Source organism: Nocardia sp. NPDC052254 (assembly GCF_040679495.1).
Taxonomy (GTDB): Bacteria; Actinomycetota; Actinomycetes; order Mycobacteriales; family Mycobacteriaceae; genus Nocardia.
Window position 1 is genome coordinate 294608 of record NZ_JBFAUW010000003.1, and the last position, 24467, is coordinate 319074.

Below are 24467 nucleotides of genomic sequence, written 5' to 3' on the forward strand. Positions count from 1 at the left end.
AGTGGTGACTCACCATTGGTGGGCAGTTTCCGCCGTGTTCAGGCTGCGGCAATCCGCTACCTTCAGGGGGGCGGCGCAATCAACTTCCGGCAGCTAAGGTTTGCGATGAATGAAGTAGTGGTCACGTCCGATGCCATCCGCCGGTATGGGGACGCTTCGGCTTCGATGGCGACCGAGGTCGCTGTCGCTGGCGCGACGAGTCAGGTCGCCACCATGGCTGCCGCGATCCCGGTCTTCGGACTGATCGGCCAGGATTTTCTGGCTACCTTCGCCGTTGCCCAGGCCAACAACCTGACCTCGGTGGCCGAACTGGCGCATGTGCACGGGATGACGGCAGTCAGCGCATACGAGAGTGCCGCGTTGTACGACGGCACCGAAGCCGCCTCGGCCTCGGATTTCGGGAAGATCAGCAGATCGATATGAACGCGCCGCTCGATAGATCGGTCGTGGAGCTGCTGCGCCACAGTGCCATCGGGTCGGCCGTCGATCGGCCGGTGAACGATGTGCTGAAGGACATGGGCTTGCCGGCGCTGCCCCAGATCCCCGGTCTGCCGCCGATGCCGGAGTTTCCGCCACTGCCCGTCCTCGACCTGTCCGTGCTGACGAAACCGCTCACCGACTTGGCGGGCACGTTCGGCACCGGGCGCATCCCTGCCGTGGGAACCGTCGGGCAGAACGAGCCGACGGTGAACCCGGCAGCGGCGCCCGCGATCGATCCGGTGCAGGCGCTGTCGCAGGTGTCGTCGGTTGTGCAGACGGCGGTCTCACTGGGTACCTCCGCCATGCAGATCGCGCAGATGTTGTGGCAAGGACAGGGCGCCACCTCGGCGGGTGAGAAGGCGGGCCAGGCCGCCACGGACGGAGCGGCGGTCTCCGAGCAGAGTGCGGAGACATCGGTCGGTGTCACCGCCGCGGCGGGCAGTGTCTTCCAGGGCGCCACCGTGATGTCCGGGATCATCGCGAGATACATGACCTCGCTGGTGGCGGCGACCCCGTTCCTTCCCACCCCGCCGGGCCAGGCGTTCGTGGTCGCGCTGACGGCCGACACACTCGCCCAGGCCACCGCCTGCGTCGCCAAGACACGTGCCGAACTCACCGTGCACAGTGCGGCCATGACCAAGACCGGAAAGAAGGTCCCGGTCACCGGAGCGCCCAAGAACGTCGATCCGACTCAGGCGGTCCAGCAGATGATGCAACTGGTGGGGCCGCTGACCCAGATGGCGAACGCGGGGGGCCAGGCACTGCAGGCGGCGCAGACCGCGCTGTATCCGGCGAAGGCGACGGTCGAGCAGGATGCCGAAGCCCTGCGCGCACGCCACGAGGCCGAGTTGCGCACCCCCGGTGGTGCGCTCGGCGGCGGTGCGGCGGGTATCGGTGCGGGTGGTTCGGCCGTGGGAAGCCAAGCGCGCCAGTTGACTCCGTGGGCCGGAATGCGCGGCGCGACATCCTTCGGCCCCGCGGGCGCGAGTATGCCCGCCGCGGAGTCGGCCTCGACCGTTCAGGCTTCGTCGCTGCGCGGTGCGGCCGGCACTTCGCCGGGCGCCATGCCGCTGGGCGGCGCCGCGAATGCGGCGGGTGCGCGTGCGCAGGAGCAGCAGACAACCGAGGGTCTGCGCGGTCTGCTGGTCACCGGACAGCACGGTGACGAGGTCGTGGGTCCCGTCGACGGCGTATCGATGCCCGTGGTCGGTGCGCCCGAACAGGCCTCGGGGCCAATGGATTCCGATCCGCCGGACAAGGCACTCACCCTCTGACGGGAGACATCATGGAATTCGAATCGACGCAGGCCCGCAAGTCCGCGACGGCACTGGACGCGCTCGCGGCGCGACTGGAGGCCGATCTGCGGCAGCGGCTACCCGCGCTCGCCGTCGAACCGGCGGGGACCGACGAGGTGTCGGTCCGGGCCGCGCAGTCGCTGCGCACGGTTGCCTCGTCCTATGACGAAGCCACCACGGCGGGCATCCACGAGGTCCGCAAGCTGGCCGCCACGCTGCGTTCCCAGACCGATGTGATGGATCGGATGGACGACGACAACGCGACCGGCTTCCGGGCGGTGAAATAGCAACGGGGACAAAGATGGTCGAGCCACCGGTAATCGGATTCACCGGTGTGGTCTGGCCCGCCAGACCCACCGAGCAACTGGCGCGCGATCTGACCACGGGCCGGGGTGCGGCGCCGATGGCCGAGGCCGGTACGGCATGGACCCAGCTGGCCGCGAGCTTCGGTGCCGCGGTCGTCGAATACGACCAGATCGTGGCGGAGCTGCGCGAGTTGTGGCGTTCGGACGGCAGCGATCTCGTCCTCGAACGGATCGGCAAACTACGGGAGTGGCTCGTCGACGCGGCCGCGTCCGCGGGCCGCAATGCCACCAGCGCGGGGGGCCAGGCCGCCGCCTATGAGGTGGCCAGGCTCGCGATGCCTCATGTCGCCGAGATCGCGGCACTGGAAGCGGCCAAACAGAGCATCGAGCACGCCGGCGCCGCGCTCGGCGCACCGCTGGTAGCCGCCGCGGCACAGGTCGAGGGCGAACAGGATCTGGCGAAGGCCGATGCCGCCCGGGTGATGCAGGGCTACGAGTCCGCCACCGCGCCGCTGGCGACACCCTGGGTGCAGGCGCATCCACCGGTGATCGCGACGAGCGCGGCACTGGACACCGAGCGGAATGCGGCTGCCACGAAAACCACGGCAACACCCGCGATGCCCAGCGGTGGCTTCATGCCCGCCCTCCCGGGGCTGCCTGCGATGCCGCTCGCCCAGACCGCCTATCGGGCCCAGACCGTCGCCCAGTCGGTGGAGGTCGTGGAATCCACTGCGGCACAGCCGGTTCCGATGCACGTGGAAGATGCCACCGGCCGGATGGTGCCCGGTGGAATGAGCCCGGGCGCCGCGGGGATGAGCGGGATGGGCGAGGAGGAACGAAGCCTTCGGGCCGGAGCCGCCGCCACACCGCGCCCCGGCGATGCCCTGCACATCGAGGCCGGTGTCGAGGCCGCGCCGCCGGTGCTCGGTGGCGTTGCCGAGCAGACGGCGCCCGCCCCGGGCAGGGCGCAGTCATGACATCGACCGGACGGAGGAAGCCGATATGCCGACCTTGACCAACGACGGGCTGCTCGCCGTCTCTGGCCTGCTCGGTGTGCAAACTCTTCCGACCGTGCTGGCGGTGGGGCCGCAGCAGGATTCGGCCGATGCCTGGCGCGCCGCGCAGCAGCAGGCGATCGTGGATCTGCGCGGCGCCGGCCTGATCGACGGATACGACGAGGTCGAATCCGACCTGGCGACCGCGCTGCACGTCCTGGCTCAGCCGGAACGCGAATTGGTGGCGCGTATCTACACCGAGTCCGGCCCGATCCGAATCTGTCTGGTACGCCGTGGATTCGAGCATGCGCTGGCCATTCGCACCGGCGGTGACATCGACATCCGCACCACTTGGGCCGACGGCGACGGCACCGCGTTGGCCCGTCCGATAGTGGCCGCCCTCGGCGCCTGCGAGCCCGCGGCGATCGCCCATTTCAGTGCACTGGCCCAGGATCTGCGCACGCTGTTCGACAGTGCGACGACCTCGACCGATTTCACCCAGGCGCTGTACTCACTGGGGGTGGTCGGGGAACGCGAGGCGATCGAATTCGGGTTGGCCATGTCGACCTGTTTCGCGCACGCCGAAATCACCGCTCATGCCACGTCCGACGCGGTGACGACCCGGGCGCTCGGGTCGGTGGCGATATACGACACCGCGCGTGGCCGCATCGTCGCCAGTCCTGGAGCGGCGCAGGATCTCCGGGTCTGGGCCACCTTCACGCCGGGATCCGATCACCGTATCGCGCAGGCGATTTCGGCGCTGATCGATTCCCTGCCCGGCGGAGGGTGGATGCCCTAGCTTCCCCGCTGCCGAGGGCCGACTGTGCGAAGTATCGGCAACACCACCTGAAACAACACAATCAACGAGAGGTCAGGAAATGAGCAAGGTAACCAACGATGATGCCGCCACCGCGGGTGTGGTCAACGACTTCACCACAGCGGTCGGTCAGATCAAGAAGACGATCGCCGGTATCGAGCACTCCATTCAGCAGGCCAAGCCCGGCTGGCAGGGTGATGCCAGTACCGCATGTGGCAAGGCTGCTGAGGCATGGCAGGACGAGGGCACTCGTCTGAACGGAAAGCTCGATCAGATGACATCGCTGATCTTCGAGGGCGGCCAGACGAAGGAGAACGTCGACGCCGCCAACCTTGACGAGTTCACCAATCTCGGCCGCTGAGCTGCGGTTTCCAGTTTTCGAAAGGACAGAACATGATCAATTACGATCCCAAGTACCTCATACCTCTGATGGAACAACTGGACGCCCACTACAAGTCGCTGCGGACCGAAATCTCGCACCTCGAGGCCGCGGCGGGCAAGCTGATCAACACGGCGTGGGAAGACAACGAGTCCGCCGAAGGCTTCCGTGCCGCGCACAAGGGCTGGGAACAGGAATTCTCGGATTCTGCTGAAACGCTCGAGGCGCTGCGTGACGCCTGTGACCGTGCGCTGGGCAATGCCCAGCACGCCGATCTCAAGGTCTACGACAGCTTCAGGGGAATGTAACCACGTCGACTCCTGAACGGCCCGAGCATGTTCCCATGCTCGGGCCGCGGGAATGTGTGCTGCGCCGGGCGGTCAGTACGCCATGACCATTCCGGAATCGAGATACTCCATCTCCGCCGGCGTCGCGACCATGTGGACCGAGGTCTGCTTCGTCGCTGTGTGCACCGTGACGAGATTGGGCGTCTGCGGATCTTCGACCAAAGTGATGTCGGCCGTGAAGGTGTCGCTTCCGTGGCTCGGGTGCGGACGCAACACGATGACGGTCGCGTCGGAATGATGTGTGGTCGGCGCGATCCCGTCGTAGACGACCACGGTCGCCGACCGATGCGAACTCGCCTGCTGCGAACTGGCCGACCAGCCCGCCAGCGAGAGTGCCTGTGGTACATCGACTCTCGCGACCATCGCACGCCACGCCTCATGGTGACTGGTGTGCACCACGACGGTCTCGCCCAACGCGATCGCGCGCAGGATCACCTGCTTCGCGATGAGCAGCGACCCGATGATCTCGACCCGGCGGATGTACTGACCGACCAGTGGTAGTGCCACACCCTGACCGGAGAAGTCGGCACCGACGATCTGCCCGCACCCGGTGATGGGAGTGAACAGATCGGCCAGCGAATCCGGTGTGCCCAAATAGCTCTCGATGGTCAGTGCGGGCCCCTGTGCATCGATCGGCAACCGATCCAGCAGCGCGCGCCGGTGCTTGCCGGACAGGGCGACGAGCCCGGGACTCGATACCTTGGGCGGCCGATGACGAGCGTCGAAACGCGCCGTGGCCGATACCGAGATGGTGGCCGGTCCGCGATCCGTTCGGTGGGTCGGTGCGCCGGTCGCGCGGCGCAGCCGCAGGGTGACGGTCGTGGCCAGACTCGGTGTCGCCCACACTTCGGCCAGCCCGCGTGGCCCGAGAGCCTCGGGAGCCATCCGGTATGTGGCGGAATGGATTCCGTCGTGCTCGACGCTGTGCGAGGTCTCGGTGAGCCGGGTGAGATCGGCATTGAGGGTGAGTTGGTGCACCGCGGCGGTGATCTCGGTGGCCGACAGCACCGATACCGTCAGATCGCGGGCGGCGAGGCGGTTGGCCACGCGCCGGGTCGCGACGATGGCCGACCGCAGGGTGCCTTCGGGGCCACCGCCGCGACGGTCGATCGCCGGGGCATTGGCCAGCGGATCGAACCGCAGCACCACCCAGGCGGTCCGGTGTGCGACCGCGGGCAATGGCCCGAGGATCTGCTCGTACAACTGTGCGACCCGCCCGGCGTCGGAGGTGCGCGCACCGGTGGTGATCACGTCGATCGAATCGAGGTCGATATCGAATTGACTGAGGCAGCAGGCGATGTCGGGCAGCGGCACCATCTCGCCGGTGTTCAGCCCGCTCGGACTCAGCAGCGTCACATGTTGTGGCGGTGCGTCGATGCGCAGCATGGTGACCAACCGGGTCCCGTCCCAGCGCATACCGTAACTACCGCTGTCGGGCACCGGCACATCGAAGGGTGTGCGCAGGGCCTTTTCTCCCCGCTGCTGGGAATGCCATCGGAAAGCGATCGCCTCGCCGAGGGCCGCTGCCGCACTGGTGCCGCCGAACCGCACGAGCCCGAGCAGGGCCACTGCCGCGCCGCTGCCGGCACCCGCGTACCACGGTGCACCACAGGCGATTACAGCAAAACCCACGGCGATCGCGATCAACAGCACGGGGACCACCAGATGCAGTGGAAGCAGCCGGAACAGCCAGAATTGCTGTGAACTCAGCGGTGGGGCCGCCGGGTGCGCCGTGGGGCCGGCAGTCGTCGTCGCCATCCGCTCATCATGGACCGAACGTCGCTGCCTTCGCTACTGTGGTCACCTCAGGTGGGTATACCTCTCGTCGCTCGAGGCGTATGTGCCCCATCGCATTCGCTCACCACGTGTCTCGGAGGAATCGTGCCGGCCCAGCTGACTACACGTGCCCAGGTCAACGGGTACCGGTTCCTGTTGCGCCGCTACGAGCACGCGCTGGTGCGGCGTGACGTGCGCATGCTGCACGACCCGATGCGATCGCAATCGCGCTCGCTGATCATCAGCGCGGTGTTCGGCATCCTGATCATCGCGGGCGCGGCGATCCTGTCGTTCCTGCGTCCACAGGGTTCGGTCGGGGACGCGAAGATCGTCATGGCCAAGGACAGCGGCGCGCTGTACGCGGTCGTCGACAACACCCTGCATCCGGTGCTGAATCTGGCTTCGGCCCGATTGATCACCCAGAGCAACGAGACGCCCACGTCGGTGAAGGAATCCAAACTCGGCAACATGCCGCGCGGGCCCCTGCTCGGCATCCCCGGCGCCCCCGCCACCCTGCCGGGCTCGTCGGCGGGCAACCGGTCGACCTGGACGTTGTGCGACACCGTCCCGTTGTCGTCGGCGGGCAGCGCCACCGGGGTGTCGGGTGCGGCCTCGACGGTGATCGCCGGAGCCCTCGACACCTCCGCGGAAGCGGCTGCCCGCCCGCTGAATTCGGCACAGGCGCTACTGGCGGTCCGGGACGGCAAGACCTTCCTGATCTTCGACGGTAAGCGTGCCGAGGTGGACCTGACGGATTCGATCGTGGCCAGGGCGCTGGGTGCGGGCAAGGTTGTCCCGAGGCCGATCAGTGCCGCCCTGCTGAATGCCGCCGTCCAGGTTCCGGCCTTGACTCCGCCGCCGCCGATCGACCGCATCGGTGAGCCCGGTCCGGGGCGGCTTTCCGATGTGCCGGTCGGTGGGGTGATCCGGGTGCGCGGGGTCGATTCCGACGAACTGTATGTCGTGCTCGCCACCGGGGTACAGCGGGTGTCACCATTCGCGGCCGAGATGATCCGCAACGCGAATTCCCAAGGGATGAGTGAGATCACGACCGTGCCGCCGGACCGGCTGGTCGGTGTTCCGCTGCTCACGGTGCTCCCGGTCGACCACTTCCCGAAACAGACACCTGCCCTCGTCTCCGCCGAGAAGGCGCCGGTCGGATGTGTGTCCTGGTCGGCGAATGCCGCGGGGGAGGGTGCGGTCGTGACCGTGCTCGCGGGGTCCGAACTGCCGCTGGCGAAGTCGTCGGCTCCGGTCGAACTCACCTCGGCCGACGGCACCGGCGACCGCCTCGACGCCGCCTTCATCCCGCCGAGCACCGGGGAGTTCGTCCAGGCGGCCGGTATCGATTCCGACAGCGAGCGGCGCGGCGCGCTGTTCTACGTGGGCGACAACGGCGTTCGTTACGGTATCCCCGATGCCGAAACGGCCAAGATCCTCGGTTTGGCGGACAAGCCGTTGCCGGCTCCCTGGCCGATCGTCGAGCAGCTGGTACCCGGGCCCACCCTGTCTCCCCAGCAGGCCCTGGTGAGCCACGACACCCTCTGAGGCAGGCGAATTGGCCTGCTAGCCAAGAATATTCGTGAGCGCGTTGCGCATGTCCTCGGCCTCGATGCGCATCAGGATCTGTTCGTCGATGTCGGTCAGGTCCAGACTCTCGTCGTTGGCCAACCGGAACTCGCGCTCCTCCTCGGCCGATTCGATGAGGTTGCGGATGAAGCGCCCGTTGCCCGCCAGATCGATACCGCGCCGCGGCTGACCGTTGGAGTCGGTGCTTTCGTGGTTGTAGAGCTCGGTGCACGCCTCGATCAGTAGTGCCAGGGCGTCCTCGGTCACCGCCGAATCTCGTTTGCGCGCAATGTATCGCCCGATCTCGCCCAGTTCGTCCGGTGTGTAGGAATCGAACTTCACCCGTTTGGCGAACCGGGAAGCGAGCCCGTCGTTGGAAGCCAGCAGCCGGTCGATCTCGCCGTCGTATCCGGCGATGATGACCACCAGGCGGTCGCGATCGTCCTCCATGCGGGCCAGCAGGGTGTCGATCGCCTCCCGTCCGAAGGCATCACCGCCCTGCAGACCGGATTGCACCAGGGTGTAGGCCTCGTCGATGAACAGCACGCCGTCCATCGCGCTGTCGATCAGCTTGGAGGTCTTGATCGCGGTACTGCCCAGATGTTCGCCGACGAAGTCGGCGCGCTTGGCCTCCACCAGCGAGTCGCTCTTCAGAAGCCCGAGCCCGCAATAGATCTTCGCCACCACCCGGGCGACGGTCGTCTTGCCGGTTCCGGGCGGGCCGGTGAAGGCCAGATGTTGCCCGCGCGGCGCGCTGGCCATCCCCTTCCCGGCACGTATCTTCGCCAGCTGGGCGGTGGCCTGCAGCTTGGCCACCTGGGTCTTGACCGCCGTCAAGCCGATCTGCTCGTCGAGTTCGGTGCGGGCGGCGTCGAGAATCAGCTTGGCCTTGTCGTCGCGCTCCTCGCGGTCGATCTGTTCGGCCGACGGTGCCGAGGCCGGATCCCAGCGGTTGGTGCGGGCATCGATCCGGTCCTGGGTCGTGGTCGTGATGCGGTACCTGCGGTCGCGCATGGCCTGTGCGTTGGCATCGAAATCCGGAGCTTCGGAGAAGACCTTCTCGAACAGTGCCTGTGCTTCGCTTTCGTGGCCGGTTTCACGCAGGCACAGGCCACGGCAGAATCGGGCGGAGACCGCGGCGGCCGGGATCGGGCCCTGCTCGGCCCGCTCCATCCTGCGGATCGCCTCACCGAACAGTCCCAGCTGAGCGCAGGCGGTGCCGACCATCACGTGTGCGGCCGCGGCCATATAGGCGTCGTCCCACTCGGCGGAGCCGGCCAGCACCGTCATCACATCCGACCAGCGTTGCGTCTGATAATGCAGCGCACCGCGGACATACGCGCAGATGCGGTCATCGGCCGAGCGGTCCTCCTGTGACAGCTGGGATTTGCGATGCCGGGCAAGTTCGTCGAGCACGCGCTCGGCCTCGTCGTAATCGCCGTCGGTGATCAATGTCGAGGCCTGAGCCAGCGCGATCTCGACGAAACTGGCGAGGGGATAGTCGATGTACTGACCGATCACGAACCGGCCCGCGAGCGCGCGGGGGCGAAGACCGAGGCGGCGTTGTTCCCGGAACAGGGAAGTCGAACTCGTTTTATAGAGGTTGAAAACGACCTCGCGCGTGACCTCACCGGCCGCCGCGCGGCCCAGCCAGGCGTCACACATCTCCGGGTCCCATTCGGTTGCCCGAGTGAACGCGAGCTGGGCATATTCCAGGTCGCGAGCGGATTCCTGCCCGTCTATGGCGAGGCCCAACGACAATACACCGGCGTCGAATGCGCGTTGTGCTTGGCGATTGTCAGTCATGTGGGAGAGCCCCCGAAGCGTGCGATGCGGACGAATTTTCGCCCAGCATACGACAGGCGCAGGTATAGATTGGGGGCCTTAGCCAGCTCGAGAGCGTGAATGAGGAGTCTGCAAACTCGTGAGCGAGCCTTCGACCGTCAGCGTGGGCGCCGCTGATCCGGAACTGTGCCGGGTGTCGATCATCGGCGGAAATACCCAGCTGGACATGGGATTACCCGCAACGGTCCCGATCGCCGCGTTCATCACCGATGTGGTCGGCCTCATCGAATCTCGCACCCCGGATCTCACCGCGGACGACGAGGGCGGTCCGCTGCGCACCGAGCACTGGACTCTTGCCAGGGTTGGGCACGATCCGATCCCGCCGAACCAAACCTTGATCGACGCACAGGTTTTCGATGGTGAGCTACTGGTCTTGCGTTCGGTGACGGCCAAGGAATCACCGGCGCTGTTCGACGATGTCATCGACGCGGTGTCCCGCCTGACCACGGAGTCGTTCCGGGGGTGGTCACCGGTTTCGGCGCGCTGGACCGGGCTGCTCACCGCACTCGTCGGGATATCCGCGGCGCTCGGGCTGCTGCTGGTCGCCAAACAGGATGGCGCGAGCAGCTTTCTCGGTCTTCTTCCGCTCGGTATCGGCGTCGCGGCCGTCGTCGCGGCGGTGATCGCGGTCCGCCAGTACGCGGCCCGGGTGACCGCGATGATGCTGTCGCTGTTCGCGACGTTGCTGTGCGCCGCCGCCGCGGCCTTGTTGGTGCCGGGTGACATGGGCGGCCCGCATCTGCTGTTGGCTTGTGCCACAGCACTGTTCGTGGCGGTGATCGCGTACACCGTCACCGGCGTGGGCGCCATGCTGTGCGCCACGGTGATCACCTTCGTGCTGTTCGGCGGATTCGCTGCCCTGGTTCGCATGGTGTGGGACGCGGGCACACCGAAGATCGCGGCCGGGGTACTCGTGGCGGCGCTGATCGTCATCACCATGGCGCCGCGGCTCGCGGTCGGGGCCGCGCGACTGCCGGTTCCGCCGGTACCGACCGCCGGGGGCGCGATCGACCCGGCCGATCATGAGCCGCGGCCGACGATCGCCGACATCGGTGCCATCGGCGCGACCGCGCTGCCGTCGGCGGCGGGCCTCGAACTGCGGGCCAACGCCGCCAACCACTATCAATCCGGTCAGCTGCTCGCGAGTACGCTGGCGGCCGTCGTCGCGGCGGTCCTCGCCGCTGATCAGCTCGGGTCCGGGCACTGGCAGGGGGTCGCGCTCGCGGTGGTCGTCGGGCTGATCCTGTGCCTGCGCGGGCGGTCGTTCGCGGACCTGGTCCAGGCCGGCACACTCATCGTGGGTGGCGCTGTCACCGTGCTCGCGGCGCTGGTCACCGCCGGTCTCGGACAGTCGTCCCATCTGGTGCCGGTCGCAGCGATCGTGCTGGCGGTGTCGGCGGCGATGATCGCCTTCGGTGTCATCGCACCGCACACCGAGTTCTCCCCGGTGGTCCGCCGGGCCGGCGAGATACTCGAGTATCTGCTGATCGTCACCATCATTCCGCTGGCGTTGTGGATCATGGACATCTACTCGCTCGCTCGGAACCTGTGACCCGAGGCCCGTCCATGAGCGCTGCGTCGAGGCTGGCCGGAGCCACGCTTGTGCTCGCGCTCACCACAATCGGATTTCCCGGCCCGGTCTTCGCCGCCGGACCGCCCAGCATCGACCCGGGTGCGCTCGGCGCGGCGATCGCGGCCAGCGGGGGCGGGGCGCCCGATGTCACCGAACAGCGCTCGGTCTGTGCCGAGCCCAAGCTCGCCGGCGATCCGCCGCGCGATCCGCCGCAGTCGCAGCGGTTGCTCGATCTGCCCGCCGCCTGGCAGTTCAGCCGCGGTGCCGGCCAGAAAGTCGCGGTGATCGATACCGGGGTGAGCAGCCATCCGCGCCTGCGTGCGGTGCAGCCCGGCGGGGATTTCGTGTCCAATTCGGACGGTACCGACGATTGCGACGGCCACGGCACCCTGGTGGCCGGCCTGATCGCCGCCCAGCCCAGCCCGGAGGACGGATTCGCCGGAGTGGCGCCGGATGCCGAGATTCTGGCCATTCGGCAGTTGAGCCTGGCATTCGAAGCCAAGGACCGCGGCCGCAGCGACGAACCGGGCAAGATCGCCTCGGCCGGATACGGCAATGTGATGACCCTGGCCGCATCCGTCGTCCGCGCGGTCGACATGGGTGCGACCGTGCTCAACATCTCCGAAGTCGCCTGTGCCACAGGCGGATCCGACCCCGCCGATGCCGCCCTGGGCGCCGCGGTGAAATATGCCTACGACCGCAACGTGGTGGTGGTGACCGCCGCGGGCAATATTGCCCAGGGCGGCGCCTGTGCCGCGCAGAACGACGGCACCGGCTGGGCCGCGGTGAAGACCGTGGTGAGCCCGGCTCGGTTCAGCCCCTATGTGTTGCCGGTGGCATCGGTGGACCCCGATGGGAAGCCCTCGGATTTCACGATTCACGGTCCGTGGGTCGGCGTCGCGGCACCCGGCCGGGGCATCGTCTCCCTCGACAGCTCACCGGGCGCCACCGGTGTGGTCGACTCCGTGCAGACCAGCGAGGGCACCGGATCCATCGACGGGACGAGCTTTTCCAGCGCCTATGTCGCCGGGCTGGCGGCGTTGGTGCGGGCCAGATTTCCCGAGTTGTCGGCCCAGCAGGTGATGGATCGGATCACCCGCACGGCAATGCAACCCGGTCCGGGCCGCGACGATCGGCTGGGCGCCGGACTGATCGATCCGCTCGCCGCGCTCACCGCACAGCTGCCCGCACAGCCGATCGCCGTCGGCGCCGACGTGGCGCGACAACTACCGGCCCCGGCGCCGCCGGCATATGTCGATCCGGCGCCCGGCCGGATCGCCATCATCGGGACTCTGGTCCTGCTGGCGCTGCTCGCGGTCGGCTTCGCGTTGTCGATTCCGTTCCGCGGCCGACGTAACCGTTCCGATCCGGCGGACGAGACCCGAGAAGGACTGTAGGACATGGTTACCGAAGGATTTGTGCGCCGCCCGCGGATCGCGCCGCCGCGGCCGCCGGGTGGTGAGGTGGCACTGTCGCCGCCGCCGGAGATTCCACGTCCGGTACCGGCCGGGCTGCTGATGAAGCTCATGCCGGTGGTCATGGTGGTCGCGGTGGTCGGCATGATCGCGATGATGGTCATGATGGGCCGGAACCTGCTGGCCAATCCGTTCATGATGATGTTCCCGATGATGATGCTCATGTCGATGGTCGGCATGGTCGCGGGTTTCCGGGGCGGAGGCGGTACGAAGAAGGCCGCCGAACTCAACGAGGAACGCAAGGACTACTTCCGCTACCTCGCCCAGGTCCGCACGGACGTGCGGGAGACCGGCAAATCCCAGCTGGCGGCGTTGGTCTGGAGTCATCCGGAACCCGCGGATCTGCAATCGATATCCGGCACCCGGCGGATGTGGGAACGACGGCCCAGCGATCCCGACTTCGGGCATGTGCGTGTCGGCTCCGGTAGCCACCGGCTCGCCACCAAACTCGCCCGCCCCGAGACCGGCCCACTCGAGGATCTGGAACCGGTCTCGACCGTGGCGTTGCGCCGGTTCGTCCGCACCCACTCGGTGGTGCACAACCTGCCCACCGCGATCTCCCTGCGTGCCTTCCCCGCGATCAATATCGAAGGCGATGCCGTCGCCGCCAGAATGCTGGTCCGGTCGATGCTGATGGAGTTCGCCACCTCGCACGGACCCGATCACACCGCGGTGGCCATCATCTGCGCCGACCCCGACGGTACGGCCTGGTCCTGGGCCAAATGGCTACCGCACCTGCAACATCCGGTCGATCGGGACGGACTCGGCTCCCGGCGCATGATGTACCAGTCGCTGGCCGAACTCGAAACCGCCATGTCCGCCGAGTTGATCGAGCGCGGCCGCTTCATGCGCAATGCCCAGCCGACGGCCGGGCGCGTCCATCTGCTGGTCATCATCGACGACGGATTCGTCAGCGGCAGTGAACGTATCGTCAGCGACTCGGGCCTGGACTCGGTCACCGTGCTCGACCTCACCGCGCCGCAGACCGGGCTCGCCGTGCGCCGGGGACTGCAGCTGGTCGTCGGTGACGGAATGGTGGCCGCCAAATCGGCGGCGGGCACCGAGAAATTCGCCGTCGCGGACACCGTCACGGTGCCCGAGGCCGCGGCGCTGGCCAGAGATCTGTCCCGCTACCGCATCGCGACCGCCGCGCAGATCGTGAGCCTCGGTGACGAGACCCGCGCGGTGACGGGCTTGATGTCACTGCTGAAGATTCCCGATGCGGGACAGATCAATCCGGCGGTGGTGTGGCGTTCGCGCAGCGACCGCGAGCGACTGCGCGTGCCGATCGGCGTCACCCCCGACGGCACTCCGGTCGAACTCGACATCAAGGAGTCCGCCGAGAACGGCATGGGCCCGCACGGATTGTGCATCGGCGCCACCGGTTCCGGTAAATCGGAGTTCCTGCGCACCCTGGTGCTGTCGCTGGTGACCTCACATTCACCGGACCTGCTGAATCTGGTTCTCGTCGACTTCAAGGGCGGCGCCACCTTCCTCGGCTTGGACTCGCTACCGCATGTCGCCGCGGTCATCACCAACCTCGAGGAAGAACTCTCGATGGTCGACCGCATGAAGGACGCGCTGTCGGGTGAGATGAACCGTCGTCAGGAACTGCTGCGTTCGGCGGGCAATTTCGCCAATGTGACCGAATACGAGCGGGCGCGTGTGGCCGGCGCCCAGCTCGATCCGCTGCCGGCCCTGTTCGTCGTGGTCGACGAGTTCTCCGAATTGCTCTCGCAGAAGCCGGATTTCGCCGATCTGTTCGTGATGATCGGCCGTCTCGGGCGTTCCCTGCGGGTGCATCTGCTGCTCGCCTCGCAGCGACTCGAGGAGAACAAGATGCGCGGGCTGGACAGTCATCTGTCCTATCGCATCGGATTGCGTACCTTCTCGGCCAACGAGTCGCGGGCCGTACTCGGTATCACCGATGCCTACCATCTGCCCAGCGTGCCCGGTTCGGGCTATCTGAAGAGCGATGCGGACGATCCGTTGCGTTTCAACGCGGCCTACGTCTCGGGACAGTACATCTCGCCGCAGGGAAGCCAGCGGGTCGACGGCAAGCCGCTGGGGGGACAGGTGCCCTTGATCTTCACGGCCTCGGAGGTCGAGGCGCCCGAGCGGCCGTCCGTCGCGGCAAGTACCGGGCCGCAAGGACTTCCGGCATTGCCGCCCCCGCCCGGGGCGGTCGGTGCGGAGCTACCCGAGTCGATCGCCGGTGTGGATGAGGGCGGTGTGCCCGCGACTCTGCTCCAGGTGGTCGTGTCCCGCCTGAACGGGCACGGGCGCCCTGCGCACGAGGTGTGGCTGCCGCCGTTGGACGAATCGCCTTCGGTGGACATGTTGCTCCCCGATCCGGATTGGCGCTCGCCGGTCAACCGCCACGGTCAGCTCTGGATGCCGATCGGCGTCATCGACAAACCCTACGAACAACGTCGTGACGTTCTGATGATCGATCTGTCCGGCGCACAGGGAAATCTGGCCGTGGTCGGTGGTCCCCAGTCGGGCAAATCCACCGCGCTGCGCACCGTCATCATGGCCGCCGCGGCAACCCACACCCCCGAACAGGTCCAGTTCTACTGCCTGGACTTCGGTGGCGGCACGTTGTCCGGTCTGGCCGAGGTGCCCCATGTGGGTTCGGTGGCCGGCCGGTTGGAGGTCGACCGGGTGCGGCGCACCATCGCCGAGATGAACACGTTGCTGCACCAGCGCGAGCAACGTTTCCGCGAGCTGGGTATCGACTCGATGGTCGAATTCCGCAAGCGCAAGGCATATCTCGCCCAGCTTCCGGAGGCCGAGCGCGCCGCCGACCCTCTGTCCGAGGATCTGTTCGGCGATGTGTTCCTGGTGGTGGACGGGTGGGCCACCATCCGGGACGAATTCGATGTTCTCGAGCCGGCTTTCAATACACTGGCCGCTCGCGGACTGTCCTACGGCATTCACCTCATGCTCGGTGCCGGGCGCTGGGCCGAGATCCGCGCTGTGGTCCGGGATCTCATCGGCACCCGTCTCGAACTTCGGCTCGGTGATCCCACCGATTCCGAAATGGACCGCCGCACGGCCGTGCTCGTCCCGATGGGGCGGCCGGGCCGCGGTCTGACCCCCGACAGTCTGCACATGCTGATCGCGCTGCCGCGACTGGATTCCGTCTCCGACCCCCGGACACTGTCGGAGGGCGTGAGCGAGGCCAAACGGCAGCTCGGCGAGCTCCACCGCGACAGCCGGGCCCCGCAGGTGCGCATGCTGCCGCTGGAGATTCCGCGCGAACAGGTGATGGCGACCGCCCGCGCCCAGCGCATCGAACTCGGGCCGACCCGCGTCGTCGTCGGTGTCGACGAGTCCGAATTGCAGCCGGTGGTACTGGATTTCGGCGCTTCGCCGCACCTCATGGTGTTCGCCGATGTCGAGTGCGGCAAGACGACGATGTTGCGCAATATCGTCATGGGAGTGGTCGAGAATTCGAATTCCGAGCAGGCGCGGGTCATTCTGATCGACTATCGCCGCACCATGCTCGGGGTGATCGAGGGTGAGCAGCTGGCCGGGTATTCGACCTCGTCACAGACCTCCGTGGGCATGATCAAGGAGGTCGCGCGCTATCTGTCCAAGCGGATCCCCGGCTCGGACATCACTCCGAAGGAGCTACGCGAGCGCAGCTGGTGGAGCGGCCCGGAGATCTACATCGTCGTCGACGACTACGACATGGTGGCCATCGCGGAGAATCCGCTGGCACCATTGCTGGAATTCCTGCCGCAGGCGCGCGATGTCGGCATGCATCTGATCGTGGCCCGGCGCTCCGGCGGCGCCTCGCGGGCCCTCTACGACAAGGTGCTCGGCGGCATGAAGGACCTGTCGGTCGACGCACTGATGATGAGCGCCCCCAAGGACGAGGGCAAGATCATCGGCGATCTGCGGTCGACGAAGCTGCCCCCGGGCCGCGGCACACTGGTGACCCGAGGCGGCAACGAGATGATCCAGGTGGCCCATCTCCCACCGGTGTAGCGCCTCAGGCGGGGGAGTGCTCGGCCGCTGTCGCGGCGTCGATCGTGTCGTCGCGATAGTTGGCCAGCACCACCGCCAGACAGCCCGCCGCGATCACCAGCCCGCCGGCGAACATCAGCGGATATCCCAGATGCAGGGTGTTGTGCAGTAGCGACAGCAGGACCGGTGTGCCGAATCCCAGATAGCTCACCGAGTAGAACACCGCGGTCAATCCGGCCAGATCATCGGGCCGGGCGATCCGCTCGATCTCCTGCAGCCCGGCGACCAGGCCGATGCCGTAACCGCATCCCAGCACGGCCGCGGTGATCGCGACCGCCCACAGTGCCAGCGAGGCCGCCGCGTACACCGACATCGCCATCCCGATCGTGGTAAGTACCAGCGACAGTGCCGCGATCCGCGCGGTACCGGGCAGATCGATCCGGCGCGCCACCGACTGGATGGCGAATCCGCAGCCGAGGGTGATCACCGTGATCAGGGCGGAGAACGCGATCGGGGTACCGGCGATGCGATCGGCCGCCAGCGTCGGCAGGATGGCGTAGGCGGTCGCGGCCGCGGTGAACAGCCACAGTGCCAGCGGCAGCGCGATCCTCAGGAACCGCCGATGCCCGGCCGCCGGGATTCGCAGATCCTCGCGCAGGGGCTTCCGAACCGGTTGCGGTGCCACGGTTTCCGGTGCCCGCCGCACCCACACCGCCGCGATCAGACAGAGCGCGGCATTGATCAGATAAGCGAGGGTCGACGGCCACGGGGCCCACTGGGCCAGGACTCCGGCCACCCCGGCGCCGATGGCGAAGCCGCTGGTCAGGCTCATCGCCGAGCGGCGAGCGCCGGTGCCCAGCGCCGACCGCGGTCCGAACGGCGGTTGCGACAATTCCTTGATCCAGCTGCTGCCCACCGCCATGGCCAGTCCCAGCCCGATACCGCACAGCACCCGCCCGATCGAGAGCATCGGCACCACACCGTCGCCGAAGGCCAGCAGGATCGAGCCGGCGGCGGTGATCAGCGGTGCGGGCCGCAGGAGCCGGCGTCGGCCGTACCGATCCGACAGCGGGCCGCCGATGAGCAGCGCCGGAACGATCCCCAGCACGTAGTCGAACAGCAGCAGATTGACGGTGGTGACCGGCAGCCCGTCGTTCTTGTACATCACCAGCAGCGGCGTGAATTCGTTTCCGCCCCAGGCGATCGCGAAGACGGCGGCGGCCACTCCCCACCACACCCGCGGATCGGCGCCGCTGTGCGCTGGCGACGGGCGGTGTGCGATGGCGGTGGGCGCGCTCATCGGAGTCCTTTCAGTTCCAGCTGATGCACGCCCGCCAGATGTTCGACGAGCGCGGTGTCGAATGCCGCGGTGTCCCCGGCGGCGATCAGATCCGCCAGCCGCGCGTGCTCCTCGACGATGCGGTCCACATTCATCGGCGCGCGATGCAGGGCGGCGCTGTTCATCCGGCGCTGCCGCTCGCGCAGCGAATCGTAGAAGCCGGTGAGTAGCGGATTGTCGGCGGCGGCGACATAGGTGCGATGAAAATCGGTGTCCTCGGTCGCGAACCGGGCCAGGACCTGCGGATCGGATCCGGTGAGCTCGGTCAGCAGATCGCGCTGGCGGGCGAGCGAATCGCGCAGGTTGCCGGCCAGTTCGGCACGGTCTCGGCTCGCGAGCGCGCGGACCGCCGCGGCCTCCACCACGAACCGTGCGTGCGCGACGTGTTCGGCCTCGTGCGAGGGAATGGGCACCACCAGCGCGCCCCGCTTGGGATACAGCCGCATCCAGCCCTCGGTCTCCAGACGAAGGAAGGCCTCGCGGACGGGGGTTCGCGAGGTGCCGAGATCGGTCGCGATCTCGCCTTCGCTGATCAGCTCCCCGCCCGGTAGCGACCCGGTGAGAATGCGTTCCTTGATCTCCCGATAGGCACGCTCAGCCGATGAGTACGTCTTAGACACAAGTTGTAGCTTAGCCGGGACATGGGATGAATTGCCATGTGGGTGCCGCCACTCCGGACCACGCGCGAAGCCGTCCTGCCGGACCGATTCGGCCGCTGTGACGCCCGGCACAGTACGGCCCGGTAATGCCTTTTCTGTCGCTGGTGAGCTGGGGTTTTCATGATCGAATGGGATGGTTGCGCGATCGTGTCCCCGGTTGCCGATCGAGTGTGTTGACCTCCGTCCCTTTAGGTGTAACTATGGGAAACAGTTACCCACGAGATGGAGAGGCTGTGACGACGATGTCCGTTGCCGCGACGCCCGAAGTAGACCCCGTGGTCGCCGAGGCCATGGAATACGCCCAGAAGCTGCTTCTGCTGTCCGAGGGCTCGGTCAACAAGCACTTCGATCCCTTCACCGACATCGACTGGGACAATCCAGACTTCGCCGCCGATGCCGGCGAGCAGCGGTGGATCCTTCCGGAATCCGCCGATCCGCTGGGGCGTCACCCCTGGTACAAGGCGCTGTCGGAGGAGCGCAAGATCGCCATCGGCAAGTACCGCCAGGCCAATGTGGCCAAGGTCGGTTTGCAGTTCGAGTCGATCCTGATCAGCGGTATGGCCACGCACAACTTCAGCCTGCCCAACGGCTCGCCCGAATTCCGGTACTGCTCCCACGAGATGATCGAGGAGCACAACCACACCCTGATGTTCCAGGAGATGGTCAACCGGATCGGCATCGACGTGCCGGGCATGGGACCGCTGGTGCGCAAGCTCCGGTACTTCGCCGCGCCGGTCGCGGCCCGATTCCCCAATCTGTTCTTCATGGCGGTGCTCGCCGGTGAGGAACCGATCGACCACATCCAGAAGCAGATCCTGCGCTCCGGCGAGGAAGTGCATCCGATCATGCGCGGCGTGATGGCGATTCACGTCGCCGAGGAGGCGCGCCACATCTCCTTCGCGCACGAATTCCTGAAAAAGCATGTGCCGGAGTCGAATGCGGGCGCGAAGTTCGTACTGTCGCTGGCCATGCCGATCGTGATGTGGATCCTCGGCCGATCCATCGCGACCCCGCCGAAGTCCTTCTTCGAGGAGTTCGACATTCCGGACAGCGTCCGCAAGGAACTGTTCTACGGCTCCAAGGAAGCCCGGCAGACCTTCGCCGATTACTTCATCGACGTGCGCGCGCTGGCCAAGGAACTGGGTCTGATCAATCCGATCTCGAAGAATGTCTGGAAGCTGCTGAAGATCGACGGTCCGGCCAGCCGGTACCGTTCGGAGCCGCAGCGCGCCAAGACCAAAGCCGCCTGAAGGGTAGCCATACAGTGCCGTATGTAGTCACCCAGTCGTGCTGCAGCGACGCGTCCTGCGTCTACGCGTGCCCGGTCAATTGCATCCATCCCACGCCCGACGAACCGGACTTCCGCACGGCGGAGATGCTGTACGTGGACCCGGCCGCCTGTGTGGACTGTGGCGCCTGCGCCACGGCCTGCCCGGTGGACGCCATCACCTCCTCGAAGAAGCTCACCGACGAACAGAAGCCGTTCATCGAGATCAATGCCGATTTCTATCGGCAATCCCGGCCGCGGGACCTGCTGGCCAAGCCGGTTCCCGCCGCCGAGGTCGACACCGATCGGGGTCCGTTGCGCGTCGCGATCGTGGGCTCGGGTCCGTCGGCGATGTACGCCGCCGACGAGCTGCTCACCCAGCCGGGGGTGGGGGTGACGGTCTTCGACCGGCTGCCGGTGCCCTACGGCCTGGCCCGCCACGGAGTGGCGCCCGATCACACCCGGACTCGGCAGGTGAGCCGGTTGTTCGATGTGATCTCCGCGCAGCCGGGGTTCGGTTCGTATCTGAATCTGGCTGTCGGCCAGGATATTTCGCAGGCGGAACTGCTCGATCACTTCCACGCGGTGATCTACGCGGTCGGCGCCTCGTCCGACCGCAAGCTCGGCATTCCCGGTGAGGGACTGCCCGGGAGCCTGTCGGCGACCGAATTCGTCGCCTGGTACAACGGCCACCCCGACTACGCGCAGCACACGTTCGACCTGTCGCGGCGGCGCGCGGTGATCGTCGGCAACGGCAATGTGGCCCTCGACGTGGCCCGCATCCTCACCATGGATCCCGAGCTGCTCGATGCCACCGAGATATCGCCGACGGCATCGGCGGCGTTGCGCACCAGCAAGATCGAGGAAGTGGTGATCGTGGCACGCCGCGGTCCGGCCGAATCCGCCTTCACCGTGCCGGAATTCGTGGGTCTGCTGGGTTCCGACATCGATATCGTCGTCGAGGGTGACGTGCCGGAACCGACGCCGGACCTGCCGCAGAAGGTGGCGCAGAAGCTGAAGCTGCTGCGCGGCGTCGCCGATCGCCCCGTGGGTTCGCGGCGGCGCATCGTATTCCGCTACCTGTCCGCGCCGGTCGCACTGACCGGCACGGACACGGTCACCGGAATCGAGCTGGTGCGTAACGAACTGGTGGCCGACGAGAGCGGCGTGGCGCGCGCGGTGGCCACCGACGACACCGAAATCCTCGATACCGCACTGGTTCTCGCGTCGGTCGGATATCGCGGGGTGGCCGTGCCCGGGGTGCCGTTCGACGAGGCGGCCGGAGTCATCCCGAACGCGGACGGGCGCGTGCTGGACGCGGCCGGTGGGTCCGTGGTGCCGGGAACCTATGTCACCGGCTGGATCAAGCGCGGGCCCACCGGATTCATCGGGACGAACAAGTCCTGTGCGCAGCAGACGGTCCGCCAATTGGTCGACGATTTCAATGCCGGTCGACTGCCGCGGCCCGTGGACGGCGCCGCCGATTTCGATCGACTGGTACAGCGCCGCCGCCCCGATGCGGTGCGTGGTGGCGCGGCCGCGCAGTCATGGTGGAAGCGCAAGCTCGCCCGAGTCTGACACCCGGCACAGGGCGGGATTCGTCCTGGAAGTGTCTCGAACGCCCCCGATCTCCGGATCGGGGGCGTTCGACGTTTTCCGGGGGTGACGTCGATCGGCCCCCACCGGGCAACGGTCCAGCCATCCGGAATGTCTCGCGGTAAATCGGTAACACGAATGGCGACAGTGCAATCGAAAAGAACAACGGTCGGTTTTCAACGAGAAATACTGTGAAGTAGTCAGTTTCACCAGCTACTTTCCTGCTGCAAGTGAATCCGATCCGCTGATCTTGAATCAGACGCCGCTCTATCAGGTCTTTTGCTCGATTGACCAGTGTGTATGAAACCTTTTCCGCCCATTCGGTTTCCGTAATCGAGATCAACCAGCTAACCTGTTGGCGCTATTTGGTAAACGACCGCGACCGCGTGTGTGGTTCATCGGGAATCGCCTCGGGCCGTGGTCTCGGTGCGTTGACGGGATGGCAATGACGGTTGGTTTCGGTATGAGCATCGGCTCGGTGAACTCCGTGTGGGCGGCCACCGCCGGTGATCGGGATCGACCCGCGGTCCGAGTGCGCCGCACGGCGGTCAGCGTCGACCCAGCGGGTGCGGTTCGAGTCGGTGGAACGCCCCGATTCGCTCCGGTGGTAACGGATTTCGCCGATCTCACCAAGGTGCGAGAGCCGGTGTCGCTGGGCGGCCGGATCTGGTCGGCGGCGGACCTGGTCGCCGCGGTGGCCGGCTGCCTGGTCGGCGCCACCGATCCGGAATCCGGTCCGGTACTCACCCATCCGGCCTGCTACACCTCGCGGCAGGTCGCGGCACTGCAGTTCGCGCTGCATCGGGCGGGGATGTTCGATGTGATCCTGATGCCCGAGCCGGTGGCCGCGGCCGAATGGCTCGACGCCGAATTCGGCGTCTCCGCAACGGGTTCCACCCTGGTCTACGATCTGGGCGCCAACACCGTCGACGTGGCGGTGGTCCGCACCGAGTCCGAGTGGGATCAGCGCGGCACGGTGGGGCCGGGCGTCCGGTCCGACTCCTACGGTGGCCGGCCGCTGGGCTCGATGCTGGCGCGCTATGCCAGGGCACTGGCGCCGGACATGCCGGTGCCGGTGTCGAAAGTCGTTCCGGCGGAGGACACTCGCCGCCTGCGTGCCTGGCATGTCCGCACCTCGCTGCGGGTGGTGCGGGAATGTCTGCGGGGCGCGCGGATCGGCATCGAGGACATCGACAGAGTACTGCTCGTCGGTGGCGCCGCCCGCCCGGCCGAGGTGGCGGAGGTACTGGCCGAACTCGGACCGCCGGTGGTGGTGGCGCCGGATCCGGCACACACCGTCGCGACCGGCGCGGCGATCGCATCCGCCAGATTCGCGGGCGGCACCGGCAATACCGGTCGATATACCCGGGTCGCGGCGGTCGCGTCGTCGGCCGCGGTGGTGTCGGCACTGGCCATGTCCGCGGCGACCATGATCGGTGGGGGCCCCGTCGGAACCGATGGCCCGATCATGGAATTCGGCCCGGTGCTGGCCGGCCCCGCGCAGGCGCTGCGGGAGGAGATCGACGGGCCGCGGCTGCCCGGCCTGGGCGCCGGATTCGCGACGCTGGCGGATCGCGCCGACGGCCTGATCGCATCCGCTGTTCCCGCGTTGCGCACCTATTCCGGTGCAGCGCAGGGCTTCTCGAAGGCGTTGACCGGACAGTCGGAGAATACGCTGCGAGTATTCGGCCCCGCGACCCCGTGTGAACCGCCCCGCGGCGGCACCTACGCCGATCCCGCCCGATTCACCAATCCGCTGCCGTTCGGATCCTCGGGTGCGGCGGCCGCGCTCGCGGCCCGCACACTGCCCGGAACGTGGTTACCGGGACGGGATCAGGGCTCGACGAAGCCGCCGGACGGACCACCGGCGCCCGGCGGCGATACCCCGCCCGCACCCGATCCGGCACCCGCGCCGATCGGCGATCCGGTGGCGAGCGGGCCCGCGTCCGGCAGCGGAACGGGCGAATCCTCGTCCGCGCCGCAGGCCTCGTCGCCGGGCGCGAACTCGACGTCCGGCAACAGCGGAACCGCGGGCTCGGGAACCTCCGAGGACAACAACGGCGGTTCGGCGGTGCACCCCGGTGCCTCCGACAGCGCCGGTTCGGGATCGGAATCGCAACCGGTATCGGCGAATTCGTCCGCGACGTCGCCGGTTCCCGGGACCTCCGCCTCGAACACGAATGATTCCGGCACCGACAGTTCGGGCGGTGCCACGAATTCCGGGGATGCGGCGAGTCAGGATTCCGGTACCCATTCCGGGCCCGCCGCGAGTTCCCCGGACGACGCGGGCTCGGCCGCCGACACCGCGAACTCCGGTGGTGGCGCGAATTCGAGCGGGGCGACGCATTCGAGTGGCGAGAACTCACACACGGGGACAACGCCTTCCGGTCCATCGGCGGGAGCCGATTCCGACGCCGGTGCGGGTGCCGCGCCCGGCGCGGGTATGAACTCGACGCCGGGATCGGGTGCCGGTGTCGGGACCCGCCCGGGTGGAACCGGCAGCGTGCCGGCCGTCCCCGCGGTCCCGGCGGCCCCCGCCCCGGTGCGTCCGGGAGTTGTCTCGCCCCCTCGTCCCGGCGGACTCGGCACGGGTGTGGCGCCCGGCGGTGGATTTCACGGCGGCGGTATGGGATCGATGCCGGGCGGATTCCACGGCGGCGGATTCGGCGGTTTCCACCACTGAGTTCCGGCGGCTACGCCGTCCGGTGGGCGAGCACATCCAGATGGTGCCGGTTCGCCATGATTCCGCGGACATTGCCGAACGGATCGACCACC

18 protein-coding genes are annotated in these 24467 nt (G+C 67.5%); 14 read left to right on the forward strand and 4 right to left on the reverse strand.

The features are described 5' to 3' along the window. Window positions 1–18 precede the first annotated feature (18 nt). The 7 genes from AB0L57_RS09995 (at window position 19) to AB0L57_RS10025 (ending at window position 4579) form a co-directional block, all read left to right on the forward strand. Window positions 19–423 carry a type VII secretion target gene (locus AB0L57_RS09995; RefSeq protein WP_364959639.1) on the forward strand — a complete coding sequence of 135 codons (405 nt, stop codon included), beginning with the start codon at window positions 19–21 and terminating at the stop codon, window positions 421–423. Next, window positions 420–1754: a hypothetical protein gene (locus AB0L57_RS10000; RefSeq protein WP_364959641.1), complete on the forward strand. Its 1335-nt coding sequence runs from the start codon at window positions 420–422 to the stop codon at window positions 1752–1754. Before AB0L57_RS09995 ends, AB0L57_RS10000 begins: the two co-directional genes overlap by 4 nt. Window positions 1755–1765: 11 nt before the next feature. Next, window positions 1766–2062, forward strand: a complete 297-nt coding sequence (locus tag AB0L57_RS10005; RefSeq protein ID WP_364959643.1) for a PE family protein — start codon at window positions 1766–1768, stop codon at window positions 2060–2062. A gap of 14 nt (window positions 2063–2076) precedes the next feature. Continuing rightward, the gene (locus AB0L57_RS10010) at window positions 2077–3057 is read left to right on the forward strand and encodes a PPE domain-containing protein (protein ID WP_364959645.1); all 981 of its coding nucleotides are present in this window, start codon (window positions 2077–2079) and stop codon (window positions 3055–3057) included. Window positions 3058–3082: 25 nt separating this feature from the next. Beyond that, entirely contained in the window at window positions 3083–3874 is a 792-nt protein-coding gene (locus tag AB0L57_RS10015) for an ESX secretion-associated protein EspG (RefSeq protein ID WP_364959647.1), read from the forward strand. Between the two features lie 79 nt (window positions 3875–3953). Then, window positions 3954–4253: a WXG100 family type VII secretion target gene (locus tag AB0L57_RS10020; protein ID WP_364959649.1), complete on the forward strand. Its 300-nt coding sequence runs from the start codon at window positions 3954–3956 to the stop codon at window positions 4251–4253. A gap of 32 nt (window positions 4254–4285) precedes the next feature. Further along, window positions 4286–4579 (forward strand): hypothetical protein, encoded by a 294-nt coding sequence (locus AB0L57_RS10025; protein ID WP_364959651.1) that lies wholly within the window; start codon window positions 4286–4288, stop codon window positions 4577–4579. A 72-nt stretch (window positions 4580–4651) separates the two neighbouring features. Here the strand turns inward: AB0L57_RS10025 and eccE are convergent, their stop codons facing one another. Then, window positions 4652–6376 (reverse strand): type VII secretion protein EccE, encoded by a 1725-nt coding sequence (gene eccE, locus AB0L57_RS10030; RefSeq protein WP_364959653.1) that lies wholly within the window; start codon window positions 6374–6376, stop codon window positions 4652–4654. 123 nt (window positions 6377–6499) lie between these two features. Here eccE and eccB point away from each other — a divergent pair, with 123 nt between their 5' ends. After that, complete coding sequence (gene eccB, locus AB0L57_RS10035) at window positions 6500–7942, forward strand: type VII secretion protein EccB (RefSeq protein ID WP_364959655.1); 1443 nt, start codon at window positions 6500–6502, stop codon at window positions 7940–7942. A gap of 18 nt (window positions 7943–7960) precedes the next feature. Here eccB and eccA read toward each other — a convergent pair whose 3' ends face one another. Beyond that, complete coding sequence (eccA, locus tag AB0L57_RS10040; RefSeq protein ID WP_364959657.1) at window positions 7961–9769, reverse strand: type VII secretion AAA-ATPase EccA; 1809 nt, start codon at window positions 9767–9769, stop codon at window positions 7961–7963. 118 nt (window positions 9770–9887) lie between these two features. On the opposite strand from eccA, the gene eccD reads away from it, so the two are divergent. From eccD to eccCa, 3 genes are read left to right on the forward strand one after another with little or no spacing between them, the layout of a single operon-like run. Beyond that, entirely contained in the window at window positions 9888–11360 is a 1473-nt protein-coding gene (eccD, locus tag AB0L57_RS10045) for a type VII secretion integral membrane protein EccD (protein WP_364959659.1), read from the forward strand. A 14-nt stretch (window positions 11361–11374) separates the two neighbouring features. Further along, a complete protein-coding gene (gene mycP, locus AB0L57_RS10050; RefSeq protein ID WP_364959661.1) occupies window positions 11375–12778 on the forward strand; it encodes a type VII secretion-associated serine protease mycosin in 1404 nt (467 codons plus the stop codon). A 3-nt stretch (window positions 12779–12781) separates the two neighbouring features. Then, window positions 12782–16852: a type VII secretion protein EccCa gene (gene eccCa, locus AB0L57_RS10055; RefSeq protein ID WP_364959663.1), complete on the forward strand. Its 4071-nt coding sequence runs from the start codon at window positions 12782–12784 to the stop codon at window positions 16850–16852. Window positions 16853–16856: 4 nt separating this feature from the next. Here eccCa and AB0L57_RS10060 read toward each other — a convergent pair whose 3' ends face one another. Next, complete coding sequence (locus AB0L57_RS10060) at window positions 16857–18131, reverse strand: MFS transporter (RefSeq protein WP_364959665.1); 1275 nt, start codon at window positions 18129–18131, stop codon at window positions 16857–16859. Continuing rightward, window positions 18128–18790 carry a GntR family transcriptional regulator gene (locus tag AB0L57_RS10065; protein WP_364959667.1) on the reverse strand — a complete coding sequence of 221 codons (663 nt, stop codon included), beginning with the start codon at window positions 18788–18790 and terminating at the stop codon, window positions 18128–18130. The genes AB0L57_RS10060 and AB0L57_RS10065 overlap by 4 nt, the downstream gene beginning before the upstream one ends. A gap of 281 nt (window positions 18791–19071) precedes the next feature. On the opposite strand from AB0L57_RS10065, the gene AB0L57_RS10070 reads away from it, so the two are divergent. The 3 genes from AB0L57_RS10070 to AB0L57_RS10080 all read left to right on the forward strand — a co-directional run bounded on the left by AB0L57_RS10070 (window position 19072) and on the right by AB0L57_RS10080 (window position 24375). Continuing rightward, window positions 19072–20079 carry a diiron oxygenase gene (locus AB0L57_RS10070; protein ID WP_364960543.1) on the forward strand — a complete coding sequence of 336 codons (1008 nt, stop codon included), beginning with the start codon at window positions 19072–19074 and terminating at the stop codon, window positions 20077–20079. Between the two features lie 14 nt (window positions 20080–20093). Continuing rightward, window positions 20094–21674, forward strand: a complete 1581-nt coding sequence (locus AB0L57_RS10075; protein ID WP_364959669.1) for an FAD-dependent oxidoreductase — start codon at window positions 20094–20096, stop codon at window positions 21672–21674. A gap of 481 nt (window positions 21675–22155) precedes the next feature. Next, complete coding sequence (locus tag AB0L57_RS10080; protein ID WP_364959671.1) at window positions 22156–24375, forward strand: Hsp70 family protein; 2220 nt, start codon at window positions 22156–22158, stop codon at window positions 24373–24375. The last annotated feature ends 92 nt before the right edge of the window (window positions 24376–24467 follow it).

Excerpts from the sequence above, each read along its gene's own strand:
- eccE (WP_364959653.1), bottom strand. The coding sequence starts at position 6,376 with ATGGCGACGACGACTGCCGGCCCCACGGCGCACCCGGCGGCCCCACCG.
- eccA (WP_364959657.1), bottom strand. The coding sequence starts at position 9,769 with ATGACTGACAATCGCCAAGCACAACGCGCATTCGACGCCGGTGTATTG.
- AB0L57_RS10070 (WP_364960543.1), top strand. The coding sequence starts at position 19,072 with ATGTCCGTTGCCGCGACGCCCGAAGTAGACCCCGTGGTCGCCGAGGCC.
- AB0L57_RS10015 (WP_364959647.1), top strand. The coding sequence starts at position 3,083 with ATGCCGACCTTGACCAACGACGGGCTGCTCGCCGTCTCTGGCCTGCTC.
- AB0L57_RS10005 (WP_364959643.1), top strand. The coding sequence starts at position 1,766 with ATGGAATTCGAATCGACGCAGGCCCGCAAGTCCGCGACGGCACTGGAC.
- mycP (WP_364959661.1), top strand. The coding sequence starts at position 11,375 with ATGAGCGCTGCGTCGAGGCTGGCCGGAGCCACGCTTGTGCTCGCGCTC.
- eccCa (WP_364959663.1), top strand. The coding sequence starts at position 12,782 with ATGGTTACCGAAGGATTTGTGCGCCGCCCGCGGATCGCGCCGCCGCGG.
- AB0L57_RS10080 (WP_364959671.1), top strand. The coding sequence starts at position 22,156 with ATGAGCATCGGCTCGGTGAACTCCGTGTGGGCGGCCACCGCCGGTGAT.
- AB0L57_RS10000 (WP_364959641.1), top strand. The coding sequence starts at position 420 with ATGAACGCGCCGCTCGATAGATCGGTCGTGGAGCTGCTGCGCCACAGT.
- AB0L57_RS10010 (WP_364959645.1), top strand. The coding sequence starts at position 2,077 with ATGGTCGAGCCACCGGTAATCGGATTCACCGGTGTGGTCTGGCCCGCC.
- AB0L57_RS10025 (WP_364959651.1), top strand. The coding sequence starts at position 4,286 with ATGATCAATTACGATCCCAAGTACCTCATACCTCTGATGGAACAACTG.
- AB0L57_RS10020 (WP_364959649.1), top strand. The coding sequence starts at position 3,954 with ATGAGCAAGGTAACCAACGATGATGCCGCCACCGCGGGTGTGGTCAAC.
- AB0L57_RS10060 (WP_364959665.1), bottom strand. The coding sequence starts at position 18,131 with ATGAGCGCGCCCACCGCCATCGCACACCGCCCGTCGCCAGCGCACAGC.